Source organism: Mycolicibacterium wolinskyi str. Jessa 2025, assembly GCF_049241375.1.
In the GTDB taxonomy this organism is placed as follows: Bacteria; Actinomycetota; Actinomycetes; order Mycobacteriales; family Mycobacteriaceae; genus Mycobacterium; species Mycobacterium wolinskyi.
This window is the reverse complement of record NZ_CP185960.1, coordinates 655,425-677,994: the sequence shown is the minus strand read 5'-3', so window position 1 is coordinate 677,994 and position 22,570 is coordinate 655,425. Positions and strand designations below refer to the sequence as shown.

The following is a 22,570-nucleotide window of genomic DNA, read 5'->3' as shown; positions in this document are numbered from 1 at the left end:
GAGGGCTGATGGCCGTGAAGTCCGGCGGCAGAACCGGGCGCAACGTCGTGCACCTGGCCCGGCCGACGTTGCGCGAAACGCTCGGCCGGCTCGCCCCTGGCACGCCGCTGCGCGATGGGCTGGAACGCATCCTGCGCGGTAAGACGGGCGCGCTGATCGTGCTGGGCTATGACGACAGTGTCGAGGCCATCTGCGACGGCGGCTTCGTCCTCGACGTGCGCTACGCCCCTACCCGGCTGCGTGAGCTGTCGAAGATGGACGGCGCAGTCGTACTGTCCAGTGACGGCAGCCGCATCGTGCGGGCCAACGTCCAGCTCGTGCCCGATCCGTCGATCCCGACCGACGAGTCCGGCACCCGGCACCGCTCGGCCGAGCGCACGGCCATCCAGACCGGCTATCCGGTGATCTCGGTGAGCCACTCGATGAGCATCGTGACGGTGTACGTGGCGGGCGAACGCCACGTGGTGCCCGATTCGGCGACCATCCTGTCGCGGGCCAACCAGACCATCGCGACCCTGGAACGCTACAAGGGCCGCCTCGACGAGGTGAGCCGGCAGCTCTCGACCGCCGAGATCGAGGACTTCGTGACGCTGCGCGACGTCATGACGGTGGTGCAGCGGCTGGAGATGGTGCGGCGAATCAGCCTCGAGATCGACGCCGACGTGGTCGAGCTCGGCACCGACGGCCGCCAGCTCAAGCTTCAACTCGATGAGCTGGTCGGCGACAACGACACCGCACGTGAGCTCATCGTCCGCGACTATCACGCGAATCCGGATCCACCGACCGCGGCCCAGGTGAGCGCCACCCTCGACGAGCTGGACGCGCTCACCGACAACGAACTACTCGACTTCACCACGCTCGCAAGGGTTTTCGGATACCCGTCGACGGCCGAGGCGCAGGATTCGGCGATGAGCTCGCGCGGCTACCGCGCGATGGCGGGCATATCGCGGCTGCAGTTCGCGCACGTCGACCTGCTGGTGCGCTCGTTCGGATCGCTGCAGGGTCTGCTGGCGGCCAGCGCCGACGATCTGCAGTCGGTCGAAGGCATCGGGTCCATGTGGGCCCGCCATATCCGAGAAGGGCTGTCGCTGCTGGCCGAGTCGACGATCGCCGACCGGTTGGCCTGAGCCTGCTCAGTTACCGGGGACGGGCGCTTCCACGGCAGGCGCGTCAGCCGGCGGCGGCGCGGGCTGCTGCGGATTCGGCTGCGCCAATATGAACGGCACCGACGCCGATCTCAGGTTTCCGAGTTGCACGATCAGGTTGTAGGTGCCCGGTCCGATCGCCTGTCGCGGGAGCGGGCACTGCGGCGCCGAACCCATCCCGGTCCAGGTCACCTCCGTCGTGACCTGCTCGCCGGGGTTGAAGGTCTTCACCAGGGTTTCGTTGGACGGCGCGCAGTCCAGGTTCGACCAGAGCCGTGTGTTGTCCAGCGAGTAGACGTAGGCGGCGAGCACCGCGGCGCCGACGTCGCGCTGGCACGCGACCAGGCCGATGTTGGTGACCACCATTGTGAACTTCGGCTGATCACCGACCACGTACTCGGGCTGGCTGGTGATGCCCTTGACCGCCAGCGTCGAATCGGGGCAGTCGTCGCCCTCTTTGAGCACCGGCGGCGGCGTCACCGCGGCGGTCGGAGTGGGCGTGGGCGGCGGCGCCTGCTGCGCGGGCGGCACCACCGGGGTCTTGACTTCGGGGTTCTCACCGGGCAGCGGAGTCGGCGGGGCGGCCGTCGCGGTCGGCTGGTCGGCAGATTTGGTCTCGGCGCCCGAGCTGCTGGTGACGATCACCGCGACGATTGCGGCGATGACCCCGATGACGACTACCGCTAGTCCGATAGCCAGCGCCCTGCGCCGCCGGTAAATCTCCGGGGGCAGGGGGCCCTGAGGTTCGAGATCCAACACGACTTTCACGGTAAGCCCAGGTCATCCCTACTCGGCCCAGGCGCCCCGGCGTGTCGGCGGTGAGCTTTGCGTCAGGCCTCGCCGATATCGCCCAGATGGCTGCGCAACTCGACCCGGCCGTCGGCGAGATGGTAGGTCGCGCCGACGATGGCCTGAGTGCCCGCGGCGAGGCCCTGGGCGATCGCGGCCGAGCGCATCTGGAGCTGCGAGACCGTCTCCTTGACGTGCCAGGCCTCGAATTCGTCGACGCGGCTGATACCGGCGTGCCGGCCCATCAGGATCGACGGAGTCACGCGCTCAACGATGTCGCGGACATAGCCGCCGGGCACCTGGCCGTCGTCGAGTGCGTTGATGGCGGCCTTGACCGCGCCGCAGCTGTCGTGGCCCAGCACGACGATCAGCGGCACTTCGAGGATCGACACCGCGTATTCGATCGAGCCCAGCACCGCGTTGTCGATCACGTGGCCCGCGGTGCGCACCACGAACATGTCGCCAAGGCCCTGGTCGAAGAGAATCTCGGCGGCCACTCGGCTGTCGCCGCAGCCGAACACCACAGCGGTGGGCTTCTGTGCGTGCGTCAGGCTGGCCCGACGCGCGATGTCCTGGCTGGGATGCTGCGGTTCGCCTGCCACGAAGCGGGCGTTACCGTCCTTGAGTGCCTTCCACGCGGATACCGGATTCGAGTTGGGCATGCCTGACATTCTGCCTGAGGCGCCGATGAGCATCGACTCCGGTGAACTCGTGCGCTGGTATGCCCACGCCCAGCGTGACCTGCCGTGGCGCAGGCCCGGCGTCTCGGCCTGGCAGATTCTTGTGAGCGAATTCATGCTGCAACAGACCCCGGTCGCCCGCGTCGAGCCGATCTGGCTGGCCTGGATCGACCGGTGGCCGACGCCCTCGGCGACCGCTGCCGCGGGTTCGGCCGAGGTGCTGCGCGCCTGGGGCAAACTCGGCTATCCGCGTCGCGCCAAACGGTTGCACGAATGCGCCGTGGTGATCTCCGCCGAACACGGCGACGTCGTGCCTTCGGACGTCGAAACGTTGCTGACGCTGCCGGGCATCGGCGCCTACACGGCACGCGCGGTGGCCTGCTTCGCCTACGGCGCGAGCGTCCCCGTCGTCGACACCAACGTGCGCCGGGTGGTGGCCCGGGCGGTGCACGGCCGGGCGGACTCCGCTGCGAGCGTGCGTGATCTCGACGACGTCGCCGCACTTCTGCCCGCCGACGCGACCGCGCCGACGTTCTCGGCGGCGCTGATGGAGCTGGGCGCGACCGTGTGCACCGCACGGGCGCCGCGCTGCGGGCTGTGCCCGTTGAGCCGGTGCCAGTGGCGTTCGTCCGGTTACCCGGCAGGCACCGTCGTCCGCCGTGTGCAGCGGTATGCGGGTACCGATCGCCAGGTGCGCGGCAAGCTGCTGGACGTGTTGCGCGACAACAGCTCTCCGGTCACCCGCGCCCAGCTCGACGTGGCCTGGCTGACCGATCCGGCACAACGCGACCGCGCGCTGGACTCACTGCTCGTCGACGGCCTGGTGGAGCAGACCGCCGACGGCCGCTTCGCGCTCGCGGGCGAAGGTGACTGATCAGGCGGTGGCCTCGGCCGGTTCGACCTCGGATTCGTCCGTCGCACAAGCGAACCGGCGGCGATAGTCCGACGGCGTCACGCCGATCACGCGCCGGAAGTGATGGCGCAACAGCGTGGCGGTGCCGAATCCGGCCTGACCGGCGATCCAGTCGATGTCCAGGTCGGTTTCCTCAAGGAGCCGACGGGCGTAGAGCACCCGTTGGTCGGTGATCCACTGCATCGGCGTCGTGCCGGTCTCCTCGACGAACCGGCGCGCGAAGGTCCGCGTCGACATGGCCGCCCGCTTGGCCAGCGTCGAAACGGTGTGCGGCTTGTCGAGGTTGGCGATGATCCAATCAAGATGCGGGGCAAAGCGTTCCGAACATCGGACCGGGATCGGCTGGTCGATGAACTGCCGTTGGCCGCCGTCACGCTGCGGCGGCACCACCATCCGGCGGGCGATCTTGTTGGTGACCTCGCTGCCCAGTTCCCGGCGGACGAGATGCAGGCACGCGTCGATGCCTGCGGCGGTGCCCGCGCTGGTGATGAGATTGCCGTCATCGACGTAGAGCACGTTGCGGTCGACCCTGGCCGTCGGATACAGCCTGGCCAGTTCGTCGGCGTGCATCCAGTGCGTGGTGCACGGCCTACCGTCGAGCAGTCCCGCCGCACCGGCCAGGAACGCACCCGAGCAGACGGTGAGGATGATCGAGCCGGAATCGGCGGCGGCCCGCACCGCGTCCAGCGCCTCGGGCAGGTAGTCCGACCCGCCGATCGCCGGAATCGCCACGAGATCGGCGCCGACCAGGTCGTCGAGACCATGGTCGGGCGTGAGGGTCGCGCCGACCGACGTCCGCAGCGGCTTACCCGGCTCCGGACCGCAGACCTTGAAGTCGAAGTTGGGCACGCCGTCAGCGGATCGGTCGATTCCGAAGACCTCGCAGATCACCCCGAACTCAAAAATCGCTAGCCCATCGAGCGCTAGCGTCGATACGCTTTTAAGCATGGCAGCATTTTATCGCAAGGTGTCAGCGCTGCCACTGTTGGCGGGATATAGGTGCTACAAAAATTACTGCCATGACTGTTGCACTCGCCCTGTTGATCCTGATTTCGCCGTTTGCGGTCGCCGCAGCGCTGAGCTGGGCGGCGCACCGTAACGGCGCCCTGCGGTTACGGCTCGACCAGTTCCGGATGTCCGCGCCGATGGTGGGCCGGCTGTTCGAGAACGACCCGCCGGACTATGAGGCGTATCGCGTCGAACACGACCTCGATGCGATCCGCACACGCTTCGAGCACGATCCGGTCTGGCCGTCGGCCGGCGTCCTAGGTGAGCGCCGCTAGGAAGGCCGTGACGGCGTCGCGGTAGATCTGCGGCTGCTCGTCGTGGATCAGGTGGCCGGCCCCGGCGACGTGCAAATACGTTGTCCGGTGGCCGGTTTCGTCCATCTCACGCATCTGGCCGGCCGGCGCCACCGAGTTGCCCGCCTCCAGGAGCAGGGTCGGCACCTTCACCGAACGCCACTGCTCCCAGTAGTCGCGCCTGCCCCACTCGGCGGCGATGTCGAGCCACCACTGCGGATGGCCGTGCAGCCGCCAGCCCGTGTCGGTCCGGTCGAACGCCTCCAGGAAATACTGGCCGGCCACCGGACCGAACTCGTCGTAAACCTCTTGCGCGGAACGGAATTCGACCGGCAACGCATGCACCCAGGGCTCCCACGGCCCGGTGGTGCGGCCCCGGAAGTCCGGTGCCATGTCCTCGACCACCACCGCGGTGACCAGATCCGGCCGCGACGCCGCGAGACACCACGAGTGCAGTGCGCCCATCGAATGGCCGACCAGGGCGGCCGGGCGCGCCAGCGTGGCGACCGCGTCGCCGAGGTCCGCCACGAATCGCTCGGTGCTGATCGGGTACGGGTCCGGGACCTCACGACCGCGATGCCACGGCGCGTCGTAGGTGTAGACCTCCCCCAGCGCGGTCAGCCACGGCAACTGACGCGACCACGTGCTGCCACGCCCCATCAGTCCGTGCACCAGGACGATGGGGGCGCCGTGACCACCGCGGTGGGTGAGGAGATCTGTGACCATGCCGTTATCTTGCCGACGAGTCACGGTAGCCTGAACGGCATGCCCGTCGTGAAGATCAACGCCATCGAGGTCCCGCCCAACGCAGGCCCCGAACTGGAGAAGCGGTTCGCGCACCGTGCACACGCCGTCGACAATCAGCCGGGCTTTCTGGGCTTTCAGCTGCTGCGTCCGGTCAAGGGCGAAGACCGCTACTTCGTCGTGACGCAGTGGGAGTCCGAGGAAGCATTCCAGGCCTGGGCTTCCGGTCCCGCGATCGAGGCGCACAAGGGTCAACAGGCAAATCCCGTGGCAACGGGAGCGTCACTGCTGGAGTTCGAGGTTGTGTTGGACGTTGCGGGGCCCGGCGCCCAGGCGTAGCCGGGGCCGGGCGTTGCGCCGCGCGGCCGGTCTGGCGACTATCGTCGCGGTCGCCGCAACCCTGGCTTGCGGCTGTTCACACAGCGTGGCCCCAGCGGCCGAGGTGTCTTACGGCGCCCACATCGACACCAAGACCCCTCCGGGCCTGCGGGCAAAGCAGACCATGGACATGCTCAACTCCGACTGGCCCATCGGGCCGATCGGGGTCCGCACCCTGGCTGCCCCGGAGGCGGTCGACGAGGTCGGCACGAAGATGGATTCCATCTGGTGGGACCGCCCGTTCCGGGTGACGTCGGTCGACATCGGCGCCGGCCAGGCCACGCTGCACGTACTCACGTCGTACAACGTCGCCCAGGACATCGAGCTGCGCACCGACGATCTCGGCATGGTGGACCGCTTCGAGGTCAACACCGTGCATCCGACCATCGACAAGTGGTCCGATATCGACGAGGAGATCGCCAAGACCGGCGCCAAGTACTCGTATCAGGTGTCGAAGGTGACCGACGGCAAGTGCGAGACGGTCGCGGGTACCAACACCGATCTGTCGCTGCCGTTGGCGTCGATCTTCAAACTCTATGTACTGCTTGCGGTTTCGGATGCGATCAAGGCGAATACGCTGAGCTGGGACGACAAGCTGACCATCACCAAGGACGGCAAGGCGCTCGGCTCGGCGGGGCTGGACAAGCTGCCGCCCGGCGCCCAGATCACGGTCCGCACCGCGGCCCAGCAGATGATCTCGGCCAGCGACAACATGGCCACCGACCTGCTGATCGCGCGGATGGGCACCGGCGCGGTGGAACGCGCCCTGGTCACCGCGGGCCATCACGACCCGGCCAGCATGACGCCGTTCCCCACGATGCACGAGGTGTTCTCGGTCGGCTGGGGTGAGCCGAACCTGCGCGAGCAGTGGAAGAACGCCTCGCCGGAAGACCGGGTACGGCTGTTCAAGCAGACCAATTCCCGCCCCTATCAACCGGATCCGAACCGCACCCATACCCCGGCCTCCAACGATGGCCTGGAGTGGTTCGGCAGCGCAGCCGACATCTGCCGCGTGCACGCGGCGCTGCAGAAGTCGGCGGTCGGTGAGGCAGCGCCCGTCAAGCAGATCCTGTCGGCGCTGCCCGGTATCGACCTGGACCCGGCGAAGTGGCACTACATCGGCGCCAAGGGCGGAAACCTGCCCGGCGATCTGACGTTCAGCTGGTACGCGGTCGATCACACCGGGCAGCCGTGGGTCGTGAGCTTCCAATTGAACTGGCCGCAGTTCCGCAGCCCCACCGCGGCGGGCTGGTTGCTGTCGATCGCCAAGCGCGCGTTCGCGCTCGCACCGGTGGGTTAGTCGCTGCGCAACGTCCAGGCGTGGCCGCGGAAATGCAGCACAGTGCGGCTGACCGGGGCAATGTCGATGCGCCAGAACGATTTCGGCGGTGCGTCGAGGGCGACGAGGATGGCGGCGCGGATCACAGCCGGGTGAGTCACCGCGACGATCCGGCCCCGTAGCGCCGGCAGGGTGTCGAGCCAACCGCGCACCCGGTCGATCAACTCGACGACGGATTCACCGCCGTGCGGTGCGCGGGTGGGATCTGTCAGCCAGATCGCGAGGTCGGCCGGCAACACCCCGCCGAGCACCCCACCGCGCCACCGCCCGCAATCGAGGTCGGCCAACTTCGGCTCGACCTCGGCCTGCACGCCCAGCAGTTCAGCGGTCTGCCTGGTGCGTTTCTCGGGTCCGCAGAACACGTTGTCGGTGCGGCCCAGATCGATCGACGCGTCGGCCTGCCGGTGGCCGACCGGGTTCAACGGTTCGTCGGTGGGGAATCGTCCGGCTGCCATGGCATCGGTCATGGCGTGCGCCACCAGGGACAGCCGGACGACCTCGCTCACGCCGCGATGTCCGCCTGCCGACGGCTCGGGGCCTCACCGAGCAGCCGGGCCGCAAGCGGTGCGAACACCAACCCGATCGTCGCCCACATGACGAGTTGCGTCAGCAGCGAGTACAGCCGGAACTCGTACAGATCGTCAGCCGGAAACGCCCCCGGCGTCTCGTCGATGGTCGGCAGAACCAACATGACGACAGCCATCGCGACGATGTAGGCGCCACCCGCCAGCAACGTCGCATTCCACGTGCCGAACCGGGACACGAGCTGCCTGCCGAGATAGACCGCGGCCACCAACAAACCCGCCGACACCACGACCATCAGCAGGTACAGCAGCGTGCGCTGCTGGATGGTCTCGTCGAGGCTGACGGCGGGCGGGTTGGCCGGATACTTCAGCGACGGCACGACGTACAGCGACACGAACATCCCGCCGGCCAGCAGCACCGAGAACAGCCGCGGTGAGATCGCTCCGACCCGGCCATAGGCCACGCAGTACGCGACGGCGAACAACGCGCCCATGGCCACCGCGAACGCGATCACGCCGAAACCGAGCCCGATGTTGGCCTGCACCCCGCGGGAGATCAGTTCGACGCCGTGTTCGTGTGCCCCGCCCGCTGCCGCGCCGTGGTCGTGCGTGTGTGCGTGTGCCTCACCGCCGCTCTCCTCGAACGCGATCGCACGATCGATCACGGGCTCGACGAAGATCCGGGCGAAGATGAATGCGAGCAGGCCACCAAGGGCGCCGGCCAGAAGACCGCGCCCGATTATGCGCTTTTCCATTGTGCTGGGGTCTCGTCTGCCGTCAGTGGCAGGGGAAGCCCAGCAGGTGGCGGGCATCGTGCACGAACTCGTGCACGTAGGTGTTGTTACCGAACACCGAGGTGGCGCCCTGGTCAAGCCCGACGAAGTACAGCACCACCAATGCCAGGAAGGCGGTCAGCGACAGCCACAGTGCGGCCTTGGTTGCCGAGAGGTCGAGTGCGGGAGCGACGCTTCGACGTGTCGGAGAAGTCATCAGCAGTCCTTTCTGGGATTTCGCGTCCCAGTCCGAAGAAGTGACAGGCACAGGGTCTGACTGTGACAGTGGCGCGACCGTTCTGGACTTTCACCAGATTCCTTCGCCTGTCGATTACAGCAGTATCGTAAGCCACACAAAAGACCCCCGACGGATAGTCGGGGGTCTTTCGTGAATCAGCTGCCTACTCGCTGGATGCGGCGCCCGGCGAACCGGCCGCGCTCGCGCCCGCGAGATCCGGCTCGGCCGGCTCGGCGCGCTTGGGTCCACCGACGAAGGTGAACTTCGCGTCCTCGCCGGGGCCTTCGCCGTCCCAGCCTTCGACGTCGACCGTCACCAGCTGGCCCGGTCCGACCTCTTCGAAGAGGATCTTCTCCGACAGCTGGTCTTCGATCTCGCGCTGGATGGTCCGGCGCAGCGGGCGGGCGCCCAGCACCGGATCGAACCCACGCTTGGCCAGCAGCGCCTTCGCCTTGTCGGTCAGCTCCATGGCCATGTCCTTGGTCTTGAGCTGGTTTCCGACCCGGCCGATCATCAGGTCGACCATCTTGATGATCTCGTCCTGCGTCAGCTGGTGGAAGACGATGATGTCGTCGATACGGTTCAGGAACTCCGGGCGGAAGTGCTTCTTCAGCTCGTCGTTGACCTTCTGCTTCATGCGCTCGTAGTTGTTCTCCCCGCCGCCCTGGGAGAAGCCCAGCCCGACAGCCTTGGAGATGTCGGAGGTGCCCAGGTTGGAGGTGAAGATCAACACGGTGTTCTTGAAGTCGACCGTGCGGCCCTGGCCGTCGGTGAGTCGGCCGTCCTCCAGGACCTGCAACAGGCTGTTGTAGATCTCCTGGTGGGCCTTCTCGATCTCGTCGAAAAGCACCACGCTGAACGGCTTGCGGCGCACCTTCTCGGTGAGCTGGCCGCCCTCTTCGTAGCCGACGTAGCCCGGAGGGGCGCCGAACAGCCGCGAGGCGGTGAAGCGGTCGTGGAACTCGCCCATGTCGATCTGGATGAGCGCGTCGTCCTCGCCGAACAGGAAGTTGGCCAGCGCCTTGGACAGCTCGGTCTTACCGACACCGGACGGGCCGGCGAAGATGAACGAACCGGACGGGCGCTTCGGGTCCTTCAGGCCGGCGCGGGTGCGGCGGATGGCCTTTGAAACAGCCCGGACCGCATCCTCTTGCCCGATGATCCGCTTGTGCAGCTCCTCCTCCATGCGCAGCAGTCGAGTCGTCTCCTCCTCGGTCAGCTTGAACACGGGGATGCCGGTCCAGTTGCCCAGCACCTCGGCGATCTGCTCGTCATCGACCTCGGCGACGACGTCGAGATCACCCGAACGCCACTGCTTCTCCCGCTCGGCGCGCTGTGCGACCAGTTGCTTCTCGCGGTCGCGCAGGCTCGCAGCCTTCTCGAAGTCCTGCGCGTCGATCGCGGACTCCTTCTCCCGGCGCGCGTCGGCGATCTTCTCGTCGAACTCGCGCAGGTCTGGCGGAGCCGTCATGCGGCGGATGCGCATGCGGGCGCCGGCCTCGTCGATCAGGTCGATGGCCTTGTCCGGCAGGAACCGGTCGTTGATGTACCGGTCGGCCAGCGTGGCGGCCGCGACCATCGCGGAGTCGGTGATCGAGACACGGTGGTGCGCCTCGTAGCGATCGCGCAGACCCTTGAGGATCTCGATGGTGTGCTCGACCGTCGGCTCACCGACCTGGACCGGCTGGAACCGGCGCTCCAGCGCGGCGTCCTTCTCGATGTACTTGCGGTACTCGTCGAGCGTCGTGGCACCGATGGTCTGCAGCTCGCCGCGGGCCAGCTTCGGCTTCAGGATGCTCGCGGCGTCGATCGCGCCCTCGGCGGCACCGGCACCCACGAGCGTGTGGAGCTCGTCGATGAACAGGATGATGTCGCCGCGGGTGTTGATCTCCTTGAGCACCTTCTTGAGGCGTTCCTCGAAGTCACCGCGGTAGCGGCTGCCCGCGACCAGCGAACCCAGGTCGAGGGTGTAGAGCTGCTTGTCCTTGAGCGTCTCGGGGACCTCGCCGTGGACGATGGCCTGCGCGAGACCCTCGACGACGGCGGTCTTGCCGACACCGGGCTCGCCGATCAGGACCGGGTTGTTCTTGGTGCGGCGCGAGAGCACCTGCATGACCCGCTCGATTTCCTTCTCACGGCCGATGACCGGATCGAGCTTGCCTTCCATCGCGGCCGCGGTCAGGTTGCGGCCGAACTGGTCCAGCACGAGCGAGGTCGAGGGGTTGCCCGACTCGCCGCCGCGGCCACCCGTGCCTGCCTCAGCGGCCTCCTTGCCCTGGTAGCCCGAGAGCAGCTGGATGACCTGCTGACGCACGCGGGTCAGCTCGGCGCCCAGCTTGACCAGAACCTGCGCGGCGACGCCCTCACCTTCACGGATCAGGCCGAGCAGGATGTGCTCGGTGCCGATGTAGTTGTGGCCGAGCTGCAACGCCTCACGCAGGCTGAGCTCAAGCACCTTCTTGGCGCGGGGGGTGAACGGGATGTGGCCCGACGGCGCCTGCTGGCCCTGGCCGATGATCTCCTCGACCTGGCTGCGCACGCCTTCCAGCGAGATGCCGAGCGACTCCAGCGACTTGGCCGCTACACCCTCGCCCTCATGAATAAGTCCCAACAGGATGTGCTCGGTGCCGATGTAGTTGTGGTTGAGCATCCGGGCCTCTTCTTGAGCCAGGACGACGACCCTGCGGGCACGGTCGGTGAATCTCTCAAACATCGGTGGTTACCTGCTTCCATCACGTAGCGGTACTGACACGCGGCACTTCGCATGTAATACCTGCCGTCCACTCTAATGGGCGGCGGCTCCGGGTGCGGAGGTTGGCGGTCCGTTCTCGCTAGACAACCCGGTGCTGCAGATGAGCAACGTCGCCGGTAGGCGATTCGTTTCCGGAAATGGCGCGGGTGGGGTTCGCCGCTAGCGAAACGCCGGACCGGTCAGCTGACCCGGCCCGGCGTGCTGGCAACTATCGATTATGTTGCCGCGTGGAACGCATCGATCACGTCGGCGGGGATGCGGCCGCGGGTCGACACATTGTGTCCGTTGCGCCGCGCCCACTCCCGGATCGCCGCGCTCTGCTCGCGATCGATGGCACCGCGGCCCCGTCCGGGGGTGCCCGCCGCGCGGCCGCGCCTGCGACCGCCGACCCGGCGCCCGGCCTCGACCCACTGCTTCAGATCGTTGCGCAGCTTCGCGGCATTCTTGGAGGAAAGGTCGATCTCGTAGCTCACACCGTCGAGCCCGAATTCGACCGTCTCGTCGGCGGTGGCTTCACCATCGAAATCGTCAACCAACGTGACGGTCACTTTTTTCGCCATTACCCCGCACCGAACCCTTCTGCTTGCGCATTGGTGACTACTTAAGAGTATCCGCACCCCGGCCCCAATGTGCCACAGAGACGCGCCTTATTTCAACAAGACGCGTGTCGAAGCAGTTCAGTTGCTCTGGCGCCGAACAATCGGGAACAAAACCGTCTCTCGAATTGACAAGCCGGTCAGCGCCATCAACAACCGATCGATACCCATTCCGGTTCCAGTGGTCGGCGGCATGGCGTACTCCAATGCGGCGAGGAAATCGTCGTCGAGAACCATTGCTTCGTCGTCTCCGGCCGCCGCGGCCCGCGCCTGGGCTTCGAACCGTTCCCGTTGGATTACCGGATCGATCAGTTCGGAGTATCCGGTGGCGAGTTCGAAGTTGCGGATGTACAAATCCCACTTCTCTGTAACCCCGTCAATGCTGCGGTGAGCGCGGGTCAGCGGAGTCGTCTCGACCGGGAAGTCGCGGACGAACGTCGGGGCCCACAACTTTTCCCCGACCGTGTGCTCCCAGAGTTCCTCGACCAATTTTCCGTGACCGAAGCCACGATCGCGCGGAATCTCGAGCTCGAGGCGATCGGCAATCCGCCACAAGTCTTCGGCCGGAGTGTCGGGTGTGATCTCGTCCCCAAGTGCTTCGGAGAGTGACGGATACATTTCGAGCGTCGCCCATTCCCCGTCGAGGTCGTAGATCGTGCCATCAGGCAATGGCACCTGACGGGTACCGATCGCGTCGTCGGCGACTTCCTGAATAAGCTCACGCGTCACGATCGCGGAATCGTTGTAGTCACCGTAGGCCTGATATGTCTCCAGCATCGCGAATTCCGGCGAGTGAGTTGAATCGACACCTTCGTTACGAAAGTTCCGATTCAACTCGAAAACCTTCTCAAAACCACCCACGAGACAGCGTTTCAGGAACAGTTCCGGCGCGATGCGCAGGTACAGATCGACGTCGAGCGCGTTGGAATGAGTGACGAACGGGCGTGCCGCCGCCCCGCCGGCGAGCGTCTGCAGCATGGGCGTCTCGACCTCGAGGAAGCCACGGCGTCCCAGCGCCGACCGCACCGCCCGCACCACCGCGACGCGCTGCCGCGCGATGGTGCGCGCCTCGGGCCGCACGATGAGATCGACGTACCGCTGACGCACGCGAGCCTCTTCGCTCATTTCTTTGTGAGCAACCGGAAGTGGCCGCAATGCCTTGGCCGCCATCTGCCAGGAATCGGCGAGAACCGAAAGCTCGCCGCGCTTGGAACTGATCACTTCGCCGTGGACGAACACGATGTCGCCGAGATCGACGTCACTCTTCCACGCGTCGAGCGACTCCTGACCCACCTGCGCGAGGCTGATCATGGCCTGCAGTTGCGTACCGTCGCCCTCCTGCAGGGTCGCGAAGCACAGCTTGCCGGAGTTCCGGGCAAACACCACGCGGCCGGAGACGCCGACGATCTGCCCGGTCTGGGTGTCGGCGGGCAGCTCCGGGTATGCGCTGCGCAACTCTGCGAGGGTATGGGTGCGGTCGACCTTCACCGGGTACGGGTCACGGCCCTCGGCGAGCAAGCGCTCCCGCTTGGCCTGACGGATCCGGAACTGCTCAGGGAGGCCGGCCTGGGATTCGGACGTTGCGTCGCTGTCGGCTGGGGTCACGAAATGCCAGCTTAAATGAACACGTGACCGCACCATGGAGCGCGCCGAGCCTGGCCGCACTGGCCGAGGAGCCGATCGACTGGCGATTCAAGGGACTGCCCGCCTCGTGGTGGGGCCAGACGCCCGCGCAGATCGCCGCTCGCCGCCCCCGACTGTTCGACGACGACATCGTCGGCCCGGTATGCGTCCTGCGCGAATCCGCGCTCGCGCACAATCTCGTGACGATGGCGAACTGGTGCCGCGATCGCGGCGTCGAATTGGCCCCGCATGGCAAGACCCATATGGCCCCGCAGCTGCTGGCCCGCCAATTCCAGGCCGGTGCCTGTGCGGTGACCGCCGCGACCGTGAGCCAGGTGCGCGTCTTTCGGGCATTCGGCTTTCGCGATGTGGTCCTGGCCAACGAGGTCACCGACACCGCGGGCCTGCGCTGGCTGGCCGCCGAGCTCGATGCCAACCCCGATTTTCACGTGGTGTGCTGGGTGGATTCGGTTGCCGGCGCAGAGTTGATGGCGACGGCGCTGGCCGGGGCCGGGCGTCCGGTGGACGTGTGCGTCGAGGTGGGTATGGCCGGTGGGCGCACCGGATGCCGTAGCTCCGATGAGGTCGACGAGGTCGCGCGAGCCGTAACCGCCAGCCCGAAGTTACGGCTGGTCGGGGTGGCGGGATACGAGGCGGCCACCGGGCATGACGTGACGGCCGGTGCGATCGCCGACGTGCGGGCCTATCTGGGCGAACTGCGGGCAGCCGTGGTGCGGCTGGCCGGCCTCTTCGAGGCCGACGAGGTGATCGTGACCGCAGGCGGCAGTACGTACTTCGATGCGGTCGCCGATCTGCTCACCGGCGGCTGGCCGGAGGGTTTGACGGTGCGGACGGTGTTGCGCAGCGGGTGTTATCTCACGCACGACGACGGTCTGTACGCACGCACGTCGCCGCTGGAGCTGCGGGCCGCGATGCAGGTGTGGGGGCAAGTCGTCTCGCGGCCCGAGCCCGAACTGGCGCTCGTGACCATGGGCCGGCGCGACGTGTCATTCGACGCCGGGCTTCCGGTCCCCCTCGGTCTGCCGGCAAGCTCGGTGACAAAACTCAACGACCAGCACGCGTTCCTGCAATTGGGATCTGCCGATTCGGTGCGGGTCGGTGAATGGCTGCCGTTCGGAATTTCCCATCCCTGCACCACATTCGACAAATGGCAATTGATCCCGCTGCTCGATGACGAGGACCGCGTGATCGATCTGGTGCGGACGTTCTTCTAGGTCAACGCGCGGGCTTGAGCCGACCTCGCTGGTTGTCGCGGTTGCGTTCGAAGACCAGACGAAGCCCGTCGAGGGTCAGGTGGCGGTCGTAGTGTTCGACCGTCCGCAGATCGGGCAGCACCAGCGGAGCGGTATATCCGGTGGCGACGACCGCGACGTCGGTGCCCGCGAAGCCGTCGACGTCCTCTCGGACGCGATTGACCAGACCGTCGACCAACCCGGCGAATCCGAACACCGCGCCGGCTTGCATGCACTCCACGGTGTTCTTGCCGACCACCGAGCGCGGCCGGGTCAGCTCGACGCGGCGCAGTGCCGCCGAACGGGCCGCAGCGGCATCGGAGGACACCTGCACACCTGGGGCGATCGCGCCGCCGAGGAACTCGCCCTTGGCCGAGACCACGTCGACACAGATCGAGGACCCGAAGTCGACGACGATCGCCGCTGACCCGTATTTATGATACGCCGCAAGGCAATTCACGATGCGGTCGGCGCCGACTTCTTTGGGATTGTCGACGAGCAACGGGATTCCGGTGCGCACCCCTGGTTCGATCAGGACGTGCGGCACCGACGGCCAGTACTGTTCGAGCATCAACCGCACCTCGTGCAGCACCGACGGTACGGTCGACAACCCCGCCGCTCCGGTCAAGCGTTCCGAGTCGTCGCCGATCAGGCCGTCGATGGTGAGGGCCAACTCATCTGCGGTCACCTCGGATTCGGTCCGGATTCGCCACTGCTGCACCACCTTTGCGTGATCCCCAGATCCGGAGATCAGCCCGACGATGGTGTGCGTGTTACGGACGTCGATGGCGAGCAGCATTATCGCGGCGACATCAGTTCGGCGGCATCGGCAGGCACGAACGCCGGATCGTGACCGAGGTCGATCTGCTTGTTGTCGGCGTCGACGAACACCACGCGCGGCTGGTAGCTGCGCGCCTCGGCGTCCTCCATCACGCCGTAGGCGATCAGGATGACCAGATCGCCAGGGTGAATGAGATGCGCTGCGGCGCCGTTGATTCCGATGACGCCGGTGCCGCGCTCGCCGGTGATGGCATAGGTCACCAGCCGTGCGCCGTTGTCGATGTCGACGATCGTCACCTGCTCACCTTCGAGCAGATCGGCGGCCTCCATGAGGTCGGCGTCGATGGTCACCGAGCCGACGTAGTGCAGGTCGGCCTGCGTCACGGTGGCGCGGTGGATCTTCGATTTCAGCATCGTGCGCTGCATCAGTTCCTCCAAGGGAGTTCATGGTTGTCGTCAGAGACCCGTGGATGTCCGTCGATGCCCGCGGACGCTCCGATGTCGACGGCGATGTTGTCCAGCAGCCTCGTGCGCCCGAGCCGGGCAGCGACCAGGAGCCGGGCCGCACCTTCGTATGGCGCCGGGCCGAGCATGGGGTCGCGCACCTGCAGGTAGTCGACCTGGATGGCGGGGACCTCGTCGAGCACTGCCCGCGCGGCGTCGACCGCGGCGTCGGCACCGCCCGCGGCGGCATATTTGCCCGCGAGCAACGCCGCCGAGAGTGCACCGGCCTGTTCGCGCTCGTCGGCGTCGAGGTAGCGGTTGCGCGATGACAGGGCCAGCCCGTCGGATTCGCGCACCGTCGGGACGCCGACGATCTGCACGTCGACGTTGAGGTCGGCGACCATCTGCCGCAGCAATGCCAACTGCTGGTAGTCCTTTTCGCCGAAGTAGGCGCGATCGGGTCGCACGATCTGGAAGAGCTTGAGCACGACCGTCAGCACACCCGCGAAATGCCCTGGGCGAGAAGCGCCTTCGAGTTCTTCACCGAGCGGTCCGGGATGCACCGAGGTACGCGGGCCGGTCGGATACATGTCCGAGCCCGTCGGGGTGAACGCGATCTCGACACCTTCGGCACGCAACGCCTCAAGGTCGTCGTCGAGGGTGCGCGGGTACGCGTCGAGATCTTCGCCCGCGCCGAACTGCAGCGGGTTGACGAAGATCGACACCACCACAACCGCCCCGGGCACGCGTTTGGCGGCCCGCACGAGTGTCAGATGGCCTTCGTGCAGTGCGCCCATCGTTGGCACGAGCGTCACTCGTCGACCGCTGGTCCGCAGCGCCCGCGTGACCGCGGCGACGTCGGCGGGTGCGGAGTAGACGTTGAGTTCGCCTGGCGTGAACTTCGGCGCCTTGCTGATTGTCATTGTTCGCTCGCTTCTGCCAGCACGGCAAAGATCTCCTTGGGCGAGTGGGCCTGCTGCGCGGTGCGCAGTGAGTTGGCCCGATACGACTGTGCCAGTTCAGGATCCAGTTCCTGCAGGGCATTCAGATGCGCTGCGACCGCGGCCGCGTCGCCGCGCGCCACGGGTCCGGTGAGGGCGGCCTGCCCGCGTTGCAGCGCGTTCTCCAGCGCCGCGCGGGCCAGCGGGGCCACCACGCGTTCGGCGATGCCGCCCGGCTCGTCACCGACGAGTTCCTGGCCGAGCAGTTCCTGACCGCGCAATGAGGCGCGGAGCGCGTCGACCGAGTCGAGGACGAGCGTGACCAGATGATTGCTGGCGTGTGCGAGGGCCGCGTGGTACTGGGTTCTGGCGTCTTCCCGCACCCGGAACGGCTCACCGCCGATCTCCAACACCAGGGATTGGCCGATCGCGTAGCCGACCTCGTCGGCCGCGGTGATCCCGAAGCAGGTGTCGGGGAGCCGGGCGATGTCCTCGTCCGATCCGGTGAACGTCATCGCCGGGTGAATGGCCAACGGGATACAGCCTTGTTCGGCCAGCGGCGTCAGGATTGCGACGCCGTTCGCGCCGGACGTGTGGGCGACGATGGTGCCAGGACGGACCGCCCCGGTCGTGGCGAGCCCGGAGACCAAACCGGCGAGTTCGGCGTCGGGAACGGTCAGCAGGAGCAGCTCGGACCGCTGGGCGACGTCGTGTACCGGCAGGATCGCGGTGTCCGGGAGCCGGCGCTGTGCCCGCAGCCGGGAGGGTTCTGAGATGGCGCTGCAGGCCACCACGACATGCTCGGCCCGCTCAAGGGCGTAGCCGAGCGCGGTGCCGACGCGGCCCGCGGACACGACGCCGACGCTCAGCCGCGCCGGACGCAGTCCGTCAGGCGGACTCCACCCGCGCGCGGGGGACTGCTCCATTGCAGACGACCTCACAAGTCGAAGTGATTTCATACGTTCCAGTCCCGCGCTGCGGGTACCGGACGGTTGCCACGAGACTAACTCACTCGTCGCGGCGGCGGCGACGCCCGCCTCCCGTCGGTGCGGCCTGGAACCGGGCCAGCAGTTCGGCGGCCGACTGCCCGCCGGCGTGCTGACCACTCGGTTCGTCGTCGCTGCGGTGCCGTGAGGCCCGCTCGGGCTGGGGTGGCGGCGGGGGCTCTGCGGGCTCGGTTGCGAGCACGGGGGCGGGTTGCGCACCGGGGCGGCCGGGATCGCCGGCGTCGGCCGGGGCGGAGTGGCGGCCGCGGGGTGGTTCGGGCGCCGGGGCAGACATCGTCGGCGGAGCCGGCGCAGCGGCCTGGGTCGGCGGGGCGGGCTCGGCGGCGTCGGCAGGCTCCGGCGCCCGGCGCCGACCGACGTACTCGGGTGATGCCCCGTTTTCCTTCACTGGCGCAGACCAGTTGCTGCCCGGTGCACCTGCCGGAATCCACTGGCCCTCGGCTGGTGCGGGCGTCCAGCCGGCCGCCGCGGGTTCGCTGTGTGGTTCGGGCTTCGGTGCGTCGATCGTCGGCGACGGTTGCAGCGGCGGCATGGTCGGCGGCGGCGGGGGCGGCGCCCAGGCTGACTGGGGCTCGGGTTGCCGCGGCTCGGGCCGGGCGTCCACCGCGTGCCTGCGCGCCGCGGGTTCTTCGGCCGGACGCTCGGTCTGGCGTGCGGCGGGTTGCGGAGCGGGCGGTGGCGCGGGCTGTGGTTCGGGCTTGCGCGGCGGCGGTGCCTGCTGTTCTTCGGTCTGGCGCCGCCTGCGGCGTGGCTGCTCGGGGGCGGGCGGGCGCTGCGACGGGAACCGGTGTGCGCCACCGTCGGCCGGTGGCGTCGGCGGCCAGTCGTTCTCCGGCGGATGCGGTTCTGCCGGCACGTCGATGATGGGGCTTTCCTCGGTGCGGACCGAGCGGATGTCGGTGGCTTCGACGTCACGAACCTCGGGTACGTCGAGGCGGCTGGCCTTAACGCGCCCGGCGGATCGCACCGCACTCTTGTCGGTTTCGATCGCGGGACGGTGCGCGAGGTCGGTGTCGAACAGAATTTCCAGATTGGCCCGGAGCGCAGCCAGTTCGGCGCGCAGCGCGGCGACCTCGTCGGCAGCCTGGGCCCGCAGCTCTGAGGCCAGCTCGCGGCGCAGCTGGGTCTCGACGGTCAGCTCGTATTCGCGACGAGCCGAGATCTCGCGATCGAGCTGCAGGTCGTAGACCAGTTTCAGGTCCCGCGCCTTGGCCTGGTCGAGGTCACTCTGGCGGCGGTAGATGACAGAAACGAAGGCGGCCACCACGGCAGCCCACAACGCCAGAATGACGGCTAATTTCAGCAACTCCACACGGTCGGTGAACACCAGCGCCGAACTCGCCAAAATGGCGAGCACCAGCAACACCGTCAAGAGCAGCCAGCCTGGCCTTCGGCCGCCGCGCCGTGGCCGACCACCGCGGGGCAGAACGGTCATGGGCCGACTGTACCTGCCACTGGTCACCTAGCGTGTCGACCGCGGCGGCGATTCGGCGATCCAAGTTCGGCCTGCGTTCACTCCGGCGCCGCGTCACCGTTCTCCGGCGGCTCCTCCGGTGACTTGCAGCAATGCTGCAACCACAGCCCGGCGACGGCGAGCGCGAGCGCGCTGACGGCGGCGACCACCACACCCGCGGTGTCCTCGCCGGCAACGCGGATCGTGGCCCGTCTGGGCAACAGGTAGACCAGCACGCCGATCCACCAGCCCGCCACCAGTGCACCCACCCAGGCCGAGGCCTTGGCGATCACCACCGAGCGGGCCACCGCGAGCGGATGCAGCCTGCCCCCGCCGACCCCGATCTCACCGTCGTTGATCTTGGCCCGGACGTAGAAGGCCCAACCTGCCTCGGCGATCGCGACCGCGAGCAGCGACAGGCCGGTCCACACGGTTATCGGCGGGAACCACCGGTACAGCAAGGTGATCAGCAGATAGCCGAGCACGGCGACGACGACGGCGCCGGCAGTGAGGTCACGTTTACGGGTCGGGCCCATCAGTCGGGTGCCGGCTCTGTTCGCAGTTCGAGCACGAGGTCGGTGCGCGTGACCCCGGCTCGCTCGGCCGGATCGATCTCGGACAGCAGGCGCTGCACGGGACGCTGTTCGCCCGACACGGTCAAGGTGGCGTCGGGATCCACCGCCAGCCATGGAATGAGCACGAAGGCGCGCAGGTGGGCCAGCGGATGCGGCAACGTCAGCCCGTCGTCGCGGGAGATGATCTCGACGTCGCCGTCGTGGCATGTGACCAGGTCGACGTCGAGGGTCCGGGGACCCCAGCGCTGACCGCGCACGCGGCCGGCCGCCTGCTCGAGTTCCTGGCCGCGCCGCAACCAACCGTGACCGTCCAGATTCGGATCGTCGGCGAGGAGCACCGCGTTCAGGAACGGCCCTTGTTCCACGCCGCCCCAGGCCGCGGTCTCATACACCGGCGACACCGCCCGCACAGCCGGGCCGAGCCCGTCGAGCACGGACTGCAGCCGCGCGAGCCGGTCGCCGAGATTCGACCCGATCGACAACACGACGCGGCTCATTTCGTGCCCCGCTCACCCCGCCGCGACCGCCTGGCCACCACCGCGACATCGTCGAAGGTCAGTGGGATCGGCGCGCTCGGTTTGTGGACGACGACTTCGACCGCGTGCAGCCGCTCGTCAGCCATGAGGTCGTCGGCGATCTCGGCCGAGACCGTCTCGATGAGGTTGCGCGGCGGTCCGGCGACGATGTCGGCGGCGCGCTGCGCCAGCGCCCCGTAATCCAGTGTTTCGGCGAGGTCGTCGGTGGCTGCCGCGCAACGCAGGTCCAGCCACACCGTGATGTCGACGACGAAGTCCTGCCCGTCGCGGCGCTCATGGTCGAACACCCCGTGGTTGCCGCGAACCTTCAAGCCGCGCAACTCGATTCGATCAGCCACTCCGACCTCCCGAGTTCCAGGCGTCCAGGACCTTCAGCGCGTCGACGGAAGCTACCACGTCGTGCACACGAACACCCCATGCGCCGTGCAGGCCGGCAAGAGCGGATATCACCGCGGTGGCGGTTTCGCGGCCGCCGGGCGGTCGCGGCTCGCCGTCCGGGCCGGCCAGCAATGAACCGAGAAAGCGTTTGCGGGATGCGCCGACCAGGACCGGGATACCGGTCGCGACTAACTCCGGCAGCGCGTGCAACAGAGCCCAATTGTGCTGGGCGGTCTTGGCGAAACCCAATCCGGGATCGATGATCAACCGGTCGGGATCGACCCCGGCGGCGACGGCGGCGTCGACCGCGCCGAGCAGCTCGGTGCGCACCTCGGCGACCACGTCGCGGTAGCCCGGGACATGGTGCGGTTGGTCTGCGCCCACCGACCGCCAGTGCATGAGCACCCACGGCACGTTGGCGTCCGCCACCACTCCGGCCATGTTCGGATCGGCCAGCCCGCCCGAGACGTCGTTGACGATCTTGGCGCCGCTTTCCAGCGCCGCCCGCGCGACGCCGGCATGCATGGTGTCGATGCTGACGGTGATGCCTTGGGCGGCAAGCTCTCTGATCACCGGTGCGACGCGGGACGCCTCCACGGCCGGGTCCACTCGGACGGCACCGGGCCGCGTCGACTCACCACCGACGTCGATGATCGCTGCGCCCGCCGCGGCCAGCGCGAGGCCGTGTTCGACGGCGCGGTCACGGTCGATGAACTTGCCACCGTCGGAAAAGGAATCGTCGGTGACGTTCACGACCCCCATGACCTGCACGCGCGGTGATCTCACTTGCGCAGGATGAGTTCCAGCGCCTCGGCCCGAGATGCCTTGTCGGTCTTGAACTGTCCGCGCACGGCCGAGGTCGTGGTCACCGCGCCCGGTTTGCGGACTCCGCGCATGGCCATGCAGAGATGTTCGGCCTCGACGACCACGATGGCGCCACGCGGATCGAGCTTGCGCATCAGCGCGTCGGCGATCTGAGCGGTCAGGCGTTCCTGTACCTGCGGCCGCTTCGAGTACAGGTCCACGAGCCGTGCGATCTTCGACAAGCCGGTCACCCTGCCGTCGACCCCCGGGATGTAGCCGACATGGGCCACGCCGTGGAACGACACCAGATGGTGCTCGCACGTGGAGTAGAGCGGAATCTCCTTGACCAGTACGAGTTCGTCGTGGCCTTCGTCGAAGGTCGTGTTGAGCACCGCGTCGGGGTCGGTGTAGAGACCGGCCATCAACTCCTTATAGGCGCGCGCGACCCGGGCCGGAGTGTCGACCAGCCCCTGTCGGTCGGGATCCTCACCGATCGCGATGAGCAGTTCCCGCACCGCCGCCTCGGCCCGCGGCTGGTCGAACACCGGATGGTCCTTGGCGGCGTTGTTTGTCGCGGTGTTGTGCTCGCGAACCGACGTCATGA

The 22,570-nt window shown here is 67.7% G+C and carries 26 protein-coding genes; 6 read left to right on the top strand and 20 right to left on the bottom strand.

All coding sequences use genetic code 11. The annotated features are described in order from the left end of the window. Window positions 1-8 precede the first annotated feature (8 nt). A complete protein-coding gene (gene disA, locus ACOI2T_RS03490; RefSeq protein WP_067850428.1) occupies window positions 9-1,127 on the top strand; it encodes a DNA integrity scanning diadenylate cyclase DisA in 1,119 nt (372 codons plus the stop codon). Between the two features lie 6 nt (window positions 1,128-1,133). Here disA and ACOI2T_RS03485 read toward each other — a convergent pair whose 3' ends face one another. Both ACOI2T_RS03485 and ACOI2T_RS03480 read right to left on the bottom strand, forming a co-directional pair. Next, a complete protein-coding gene (locus ACOI2T_RS03485; RefSeq protein ID WP_198538882.1) occupies window positions 1,134-1,904 on the bottom strand; it encodes a hypothetical protein in 771 nt (256 codons plus the stop codon). A 71-nt stretch (window positions 1,905-1,975) separates the two neighbouring features. Then, window positions 1,976-2,596: a carbonic anhydrase gene (locus ACOI2T_RS03480; RefSeq protein WP_067850424.1), complete on the bottom strand. Its 621-nt coding sequence runs from the start codon at window positions 2,594-2,596 to the stop codon at window positions 1,976-1,978. A gap of 25 nt (window positions 2,597-2,621) precedes the next feature. Between ACOI2T_RS03480 and ACOI2T_RS03475 the strand changes: the two genes are divergently transcribed. After that, window positions 2,622-3,488, top strand: coding sequence for an iron-sulfur binding domain-containing protein (locus tag ACOI2T_RS03475; RefSeq protein WP_409502756.1), 867 nt, complete (start codon window positions 2,622-2,624; stop codon window positions 3,486-3,488). Here ACOI2T_RS03475 and ACOI2T_RS03470 read toward each other — a convergent pair whose 3' ends face one another. Beyond that, window positions 3,489-4,475 carry a helix-turn-helix domain-containing protein gene (locus ACOI2T_RS03470; RefSeq protein WP_409502654.1) on the bottom strand — a complete coding sequence of 329 codons (987 nt, stop codon included), beginning with the start codon at window positions 4,473-4,475 and terminating at the stop codon, window positions 3,489-3,491. A gap of 71 nt (window positions 4,476-4,546) precedes the next feature. On the opposite strand from ACOI2T_RS03470, the gene ACOI2T_RS03465 reads away from it, so the two are divergent. Next, on the top strand, window positions 4,547-4,810 hold the full coding sequence (locus ACOI2T_RS03465; RefSeq protein WP_067850418.1) for a hypothetical protein: 264 nt from the start codon (window positions 4,547-4,549) through the stop codon (window positions 4,808-4,810). Here ACOI2T_RS03465 and ACOI2T_RS03460 read toward each other — a convergent pair. After that, window positions 4,793-5,554, bottom strand: coding sequence for an alpha/beta fold hydrolase (locus ACOI2T_RS03460; protein ID WP_409502653.1), 762 nt, complete (start codon window positions 5,552-5,554; stop codon window positions 4,793-4,795). The genes ACOI2T_RS03465 and ACOI2T_RS03460 overlap by 18 nt on opposite strands. A gap of 39 nt (window positions 5,555-5,593) precedes the next feature. Here ACOI2T_RS03460 and mhuD point away from each other — a divergent pair, with 39 nt between their 5' ends. Continuing rightward, complete coding sequence (gene mhuD / locus ACOI2T_RS03455; protein ID WP_085143313.1) at window positions 5,594-5,911, top strand: mycobilin-forming heme oxygenase MhuD; 318 nt, start codon at window positions 5,594-5,596, stop codon at window positions 5,909-5,911. After that, entirely contained in the window at window positions 5,886-7,250 is a 1,365-nt protein-coding gene (locus ACOI2T_RS03450) for a serine hydrolase (RefSeq protein WP_198538881.1), read from the top strand. Before mhuD ends, ACOI2T_RS03450 begins: the two co-directional genes overlap by 26 nt. Here the strand turns inward: ACOI2T_RS03450 and ACOI2T_RS03445 are convergent. The 6 genes from ACOI2T_RS03445 to lysS form a co-directional block, all read right to left on the bottom strand. Then, a complete protein-coding gene (locus ACOI2T_RS03445; protein ID WP_409502652.1) occupies window positions 7,247-7,795 on the bottom strand; it encodes a histidine phosphatase family protein in 549 nt (182 codons plus the stop codon). The two genes, ACOI2T_RS03450 and ACOI2T_RS03445, sit on opposite strands and share 4 nt — an antisense overlap. Then, the gene (locus ACOI2T_RS03440) at window positions 7,792-8,568 is read right to left on the bottom strand and encodes a CbtA family protein (RefSeq protein ID WP_409502651.1); all 777 of its coding nucleotides are present in this window, start codon (window positions 8,566-8,568) and stop codon (window positions 7,792-7,794) included. The genes ACOI2T_RS03445 and ACOI2T_RS03440 overlap by 4 nt, the downstream gene beginning before the upstream one ends. 22 nt (window positions 8,569-8,590) lie before the next feature. Then, window positions 8,591-8,803: a CbtB domain-containing protein gene (locus ACOI2T_RS03435; protein WP_067850407.1), complete on the bottom strand. Its 213-nt coding sequence runs from the start codon at window positions 8,801-8,803 to the stop codon at window positions 8,591-8,593. A gap of 184 nt (window positions 8,804-8,987) precedes the next feature. Continuing rightward, window positions 8,988-11,537, bottom strand: a complete 2,550-nt coding sequence (gene clpC1 / locus ACOI2T_RS03430; protein ID WP_409502650.1) for an ATP-dependent protease ATP-binding subunit ClpC — start codon at window positions 11,535-11,537, stop codon at window positions 8,988-8,990. A gap of 254 nt (window positions 11,538-11,791) precedes the next feature. Next, complete coding sequence (gene lsr2 / locus ACOI2T_RS03425; protein WP_067850404.1) at window positions 11,792-12,136, bottom strand: histone-like nucleoid-structuring protein Lsr2; 345 nt, start codon at window positions 12,134-12,136, stop codon at window positions 11,792-11,794. A gap of 117 nt (window positions 12,137-12,253) precedes the next feature. Beyond that, on the bottom strand, window positions 12,254-13,813 hold the full coding sequence (gene lysS / locus ACOI2T_RS03420; RefSeq protein WP_409502649.1) for a lysine--tRNA ligase: 1,560 nt from the start codon (window positions 13,811-13,813) through the stop codon (window positions 12,254-12,256). On the opposite strand from lysS, the gene ACOI2T_RS03415 reads away from it, so the two are divergent. Next, entirely contained in the window at window positions 13,801-15,030 is a 1,230-nt protein-coding gene (locus tag ACOI2T_RS03415; protein ID WP_409502648.1) for an alanine racemase, read from the top strand. The genes lysS and ACOI2T_RS03415 overlap by 13 nt on opposite strands. Window position 15,031: 1 nt before the next feature. Here ACOI2T_RS03415 and ACOI2T_RS03410 read toward each other — a convergent pair whose 3' ends face one another. From ACOI2T_RS03410 to folE, 10 genes are all read right to left on the bottom strand, one after another. After that, window positions 15,032-15,847, bottom strand: coding sequence for a type III pantothenate kinase (locus tag ACOI2T_RS03410; RefSeq protein WP_409502647.1), 816 nt, complete (start codon window positions 15,845-15,847; stop codon window positions 15,032-15,034). Further along, window positions 15,847-16,254 (bottom strand): aspartate 1-decarboxylase, encoded by a 408-nt coding sequence (panD, locus tag ACOI2T_RS03405; RefSeq protein ID WP_067850395.1) that lies wholly within the window; start codon window positions 16,252-16,254, stop codon window positions 15,847-15,849. Before panD ends, ACOI2T_RS03410 begins: the two co-directional genes overlap by 1 nt. Next, window positions 16,254-17,195 (bottom strand): pantoate--beta-alanine ligase, encoded by a 942-nt coding sequence (gene panC / locus ACOI2T_RS03400; protein ID WP_085143307.1) that lies wholly within the window; start codon window positions 17,193-17,195, stop codon window positions 16,254-16,256. Before panC ends, panD begins: the two co-directional genes overlap by 1 nt. Next, window positions 17,192-18,139 carry a Rossmann-like and DUF2520 domain-containing protein gene (locus ACOI2T_RS03395; protein ID WP_409502646.1) on the bottom strand — a complete coding sequence of 316 codons (948 nt, stop codon included), beginning with the start codon at window positions 18,137-18,139 and terminating at the stop codon, window positions 17,192-17,194. The genes panC and ACOI2T_RS03395 overlap by 4 nt, the downstream gene beginning before the upstream one ends. 82 nt (window positions 18,140-18,221) lie before the next feature. Then, window positions 18,222-19,655, bottom strand: a complete 1,434-nt coding sequence (locus ACOI2T_RS03390) for a DUF6779 domain-containing protein (RefSeq protein WP_409502645.1) — start codon at window positions 19,653-19,655, stop codon at window positions 18,222-18,224. Window positions 19,656-19,732: 77 nt separating this feature from the next. Continuing rightward, the gene (locus ACOI2T_RS03385) at window positions 19,733-20,209 is read right to left on the bottom strand and encodes a DUF3180 domain-containing protein (protein ID WP_067850386.1); all 477 of its coding nucleotides are present in this window, start codon (window positions 20,207-20,209) and stop codon (window positions 19,733-19,735) included. Then, window positions 20,209-20,745: a 2-amino-4-hydroxy-6-hydroxymethyldihydropteridine diphosphokinase gene (gene folK, locus ACOI2T_RS03380; RefSeq protein ID WP_409502644.1), complete on the bottom strand. Its 537-nt coding sequence runs from the start codon at window positions 20,743-20,745 to the stop codon at window positions 20,209-20,211. The genes ACOI2T_RS03385 and folK overlap by 1 nt, the downstream gene beginning before the upstream one ends. After that, entirely contained in the window at window positions 20,742-21,122 is a 381-nt protein-coding gene (gene folB / locus ACOI2T_RS03375) for a dihydroneopterin aldolase (RefSeq protein WP_409502643.1), read from the bottom strand. Before folB ends, folK begins: the two co-directional genes overlap by 4 nt. After that, window positions 21,115-21,924, bottom strand: coding sequence for a dihydropteroate synthase (gene folP / locus ACOI2T_RS03370; RefSeq protein WP_409502755.1), 810 nt, complete (start codon window positions 21,922-21,924; stop codon window positions 21,115-21,117). The genes folB and folP overlap by 8 nt, the downstream gene beginning before the upstream one ends. 20 nt (window positions 21,925-21,944) lie before the next feature. Then, entirely contained in the window at window positions 21,945-22,568 is a 624-nt protein-coding gene (gene folE, locus ACOI2T_RS03365; RefSeq protein ID WP_067850380.1) for a GTP cyclohydrolase I FolE, read from the bottom strand. Window positions 22,569-22,570: the final 2 nt, after the last annotated feature.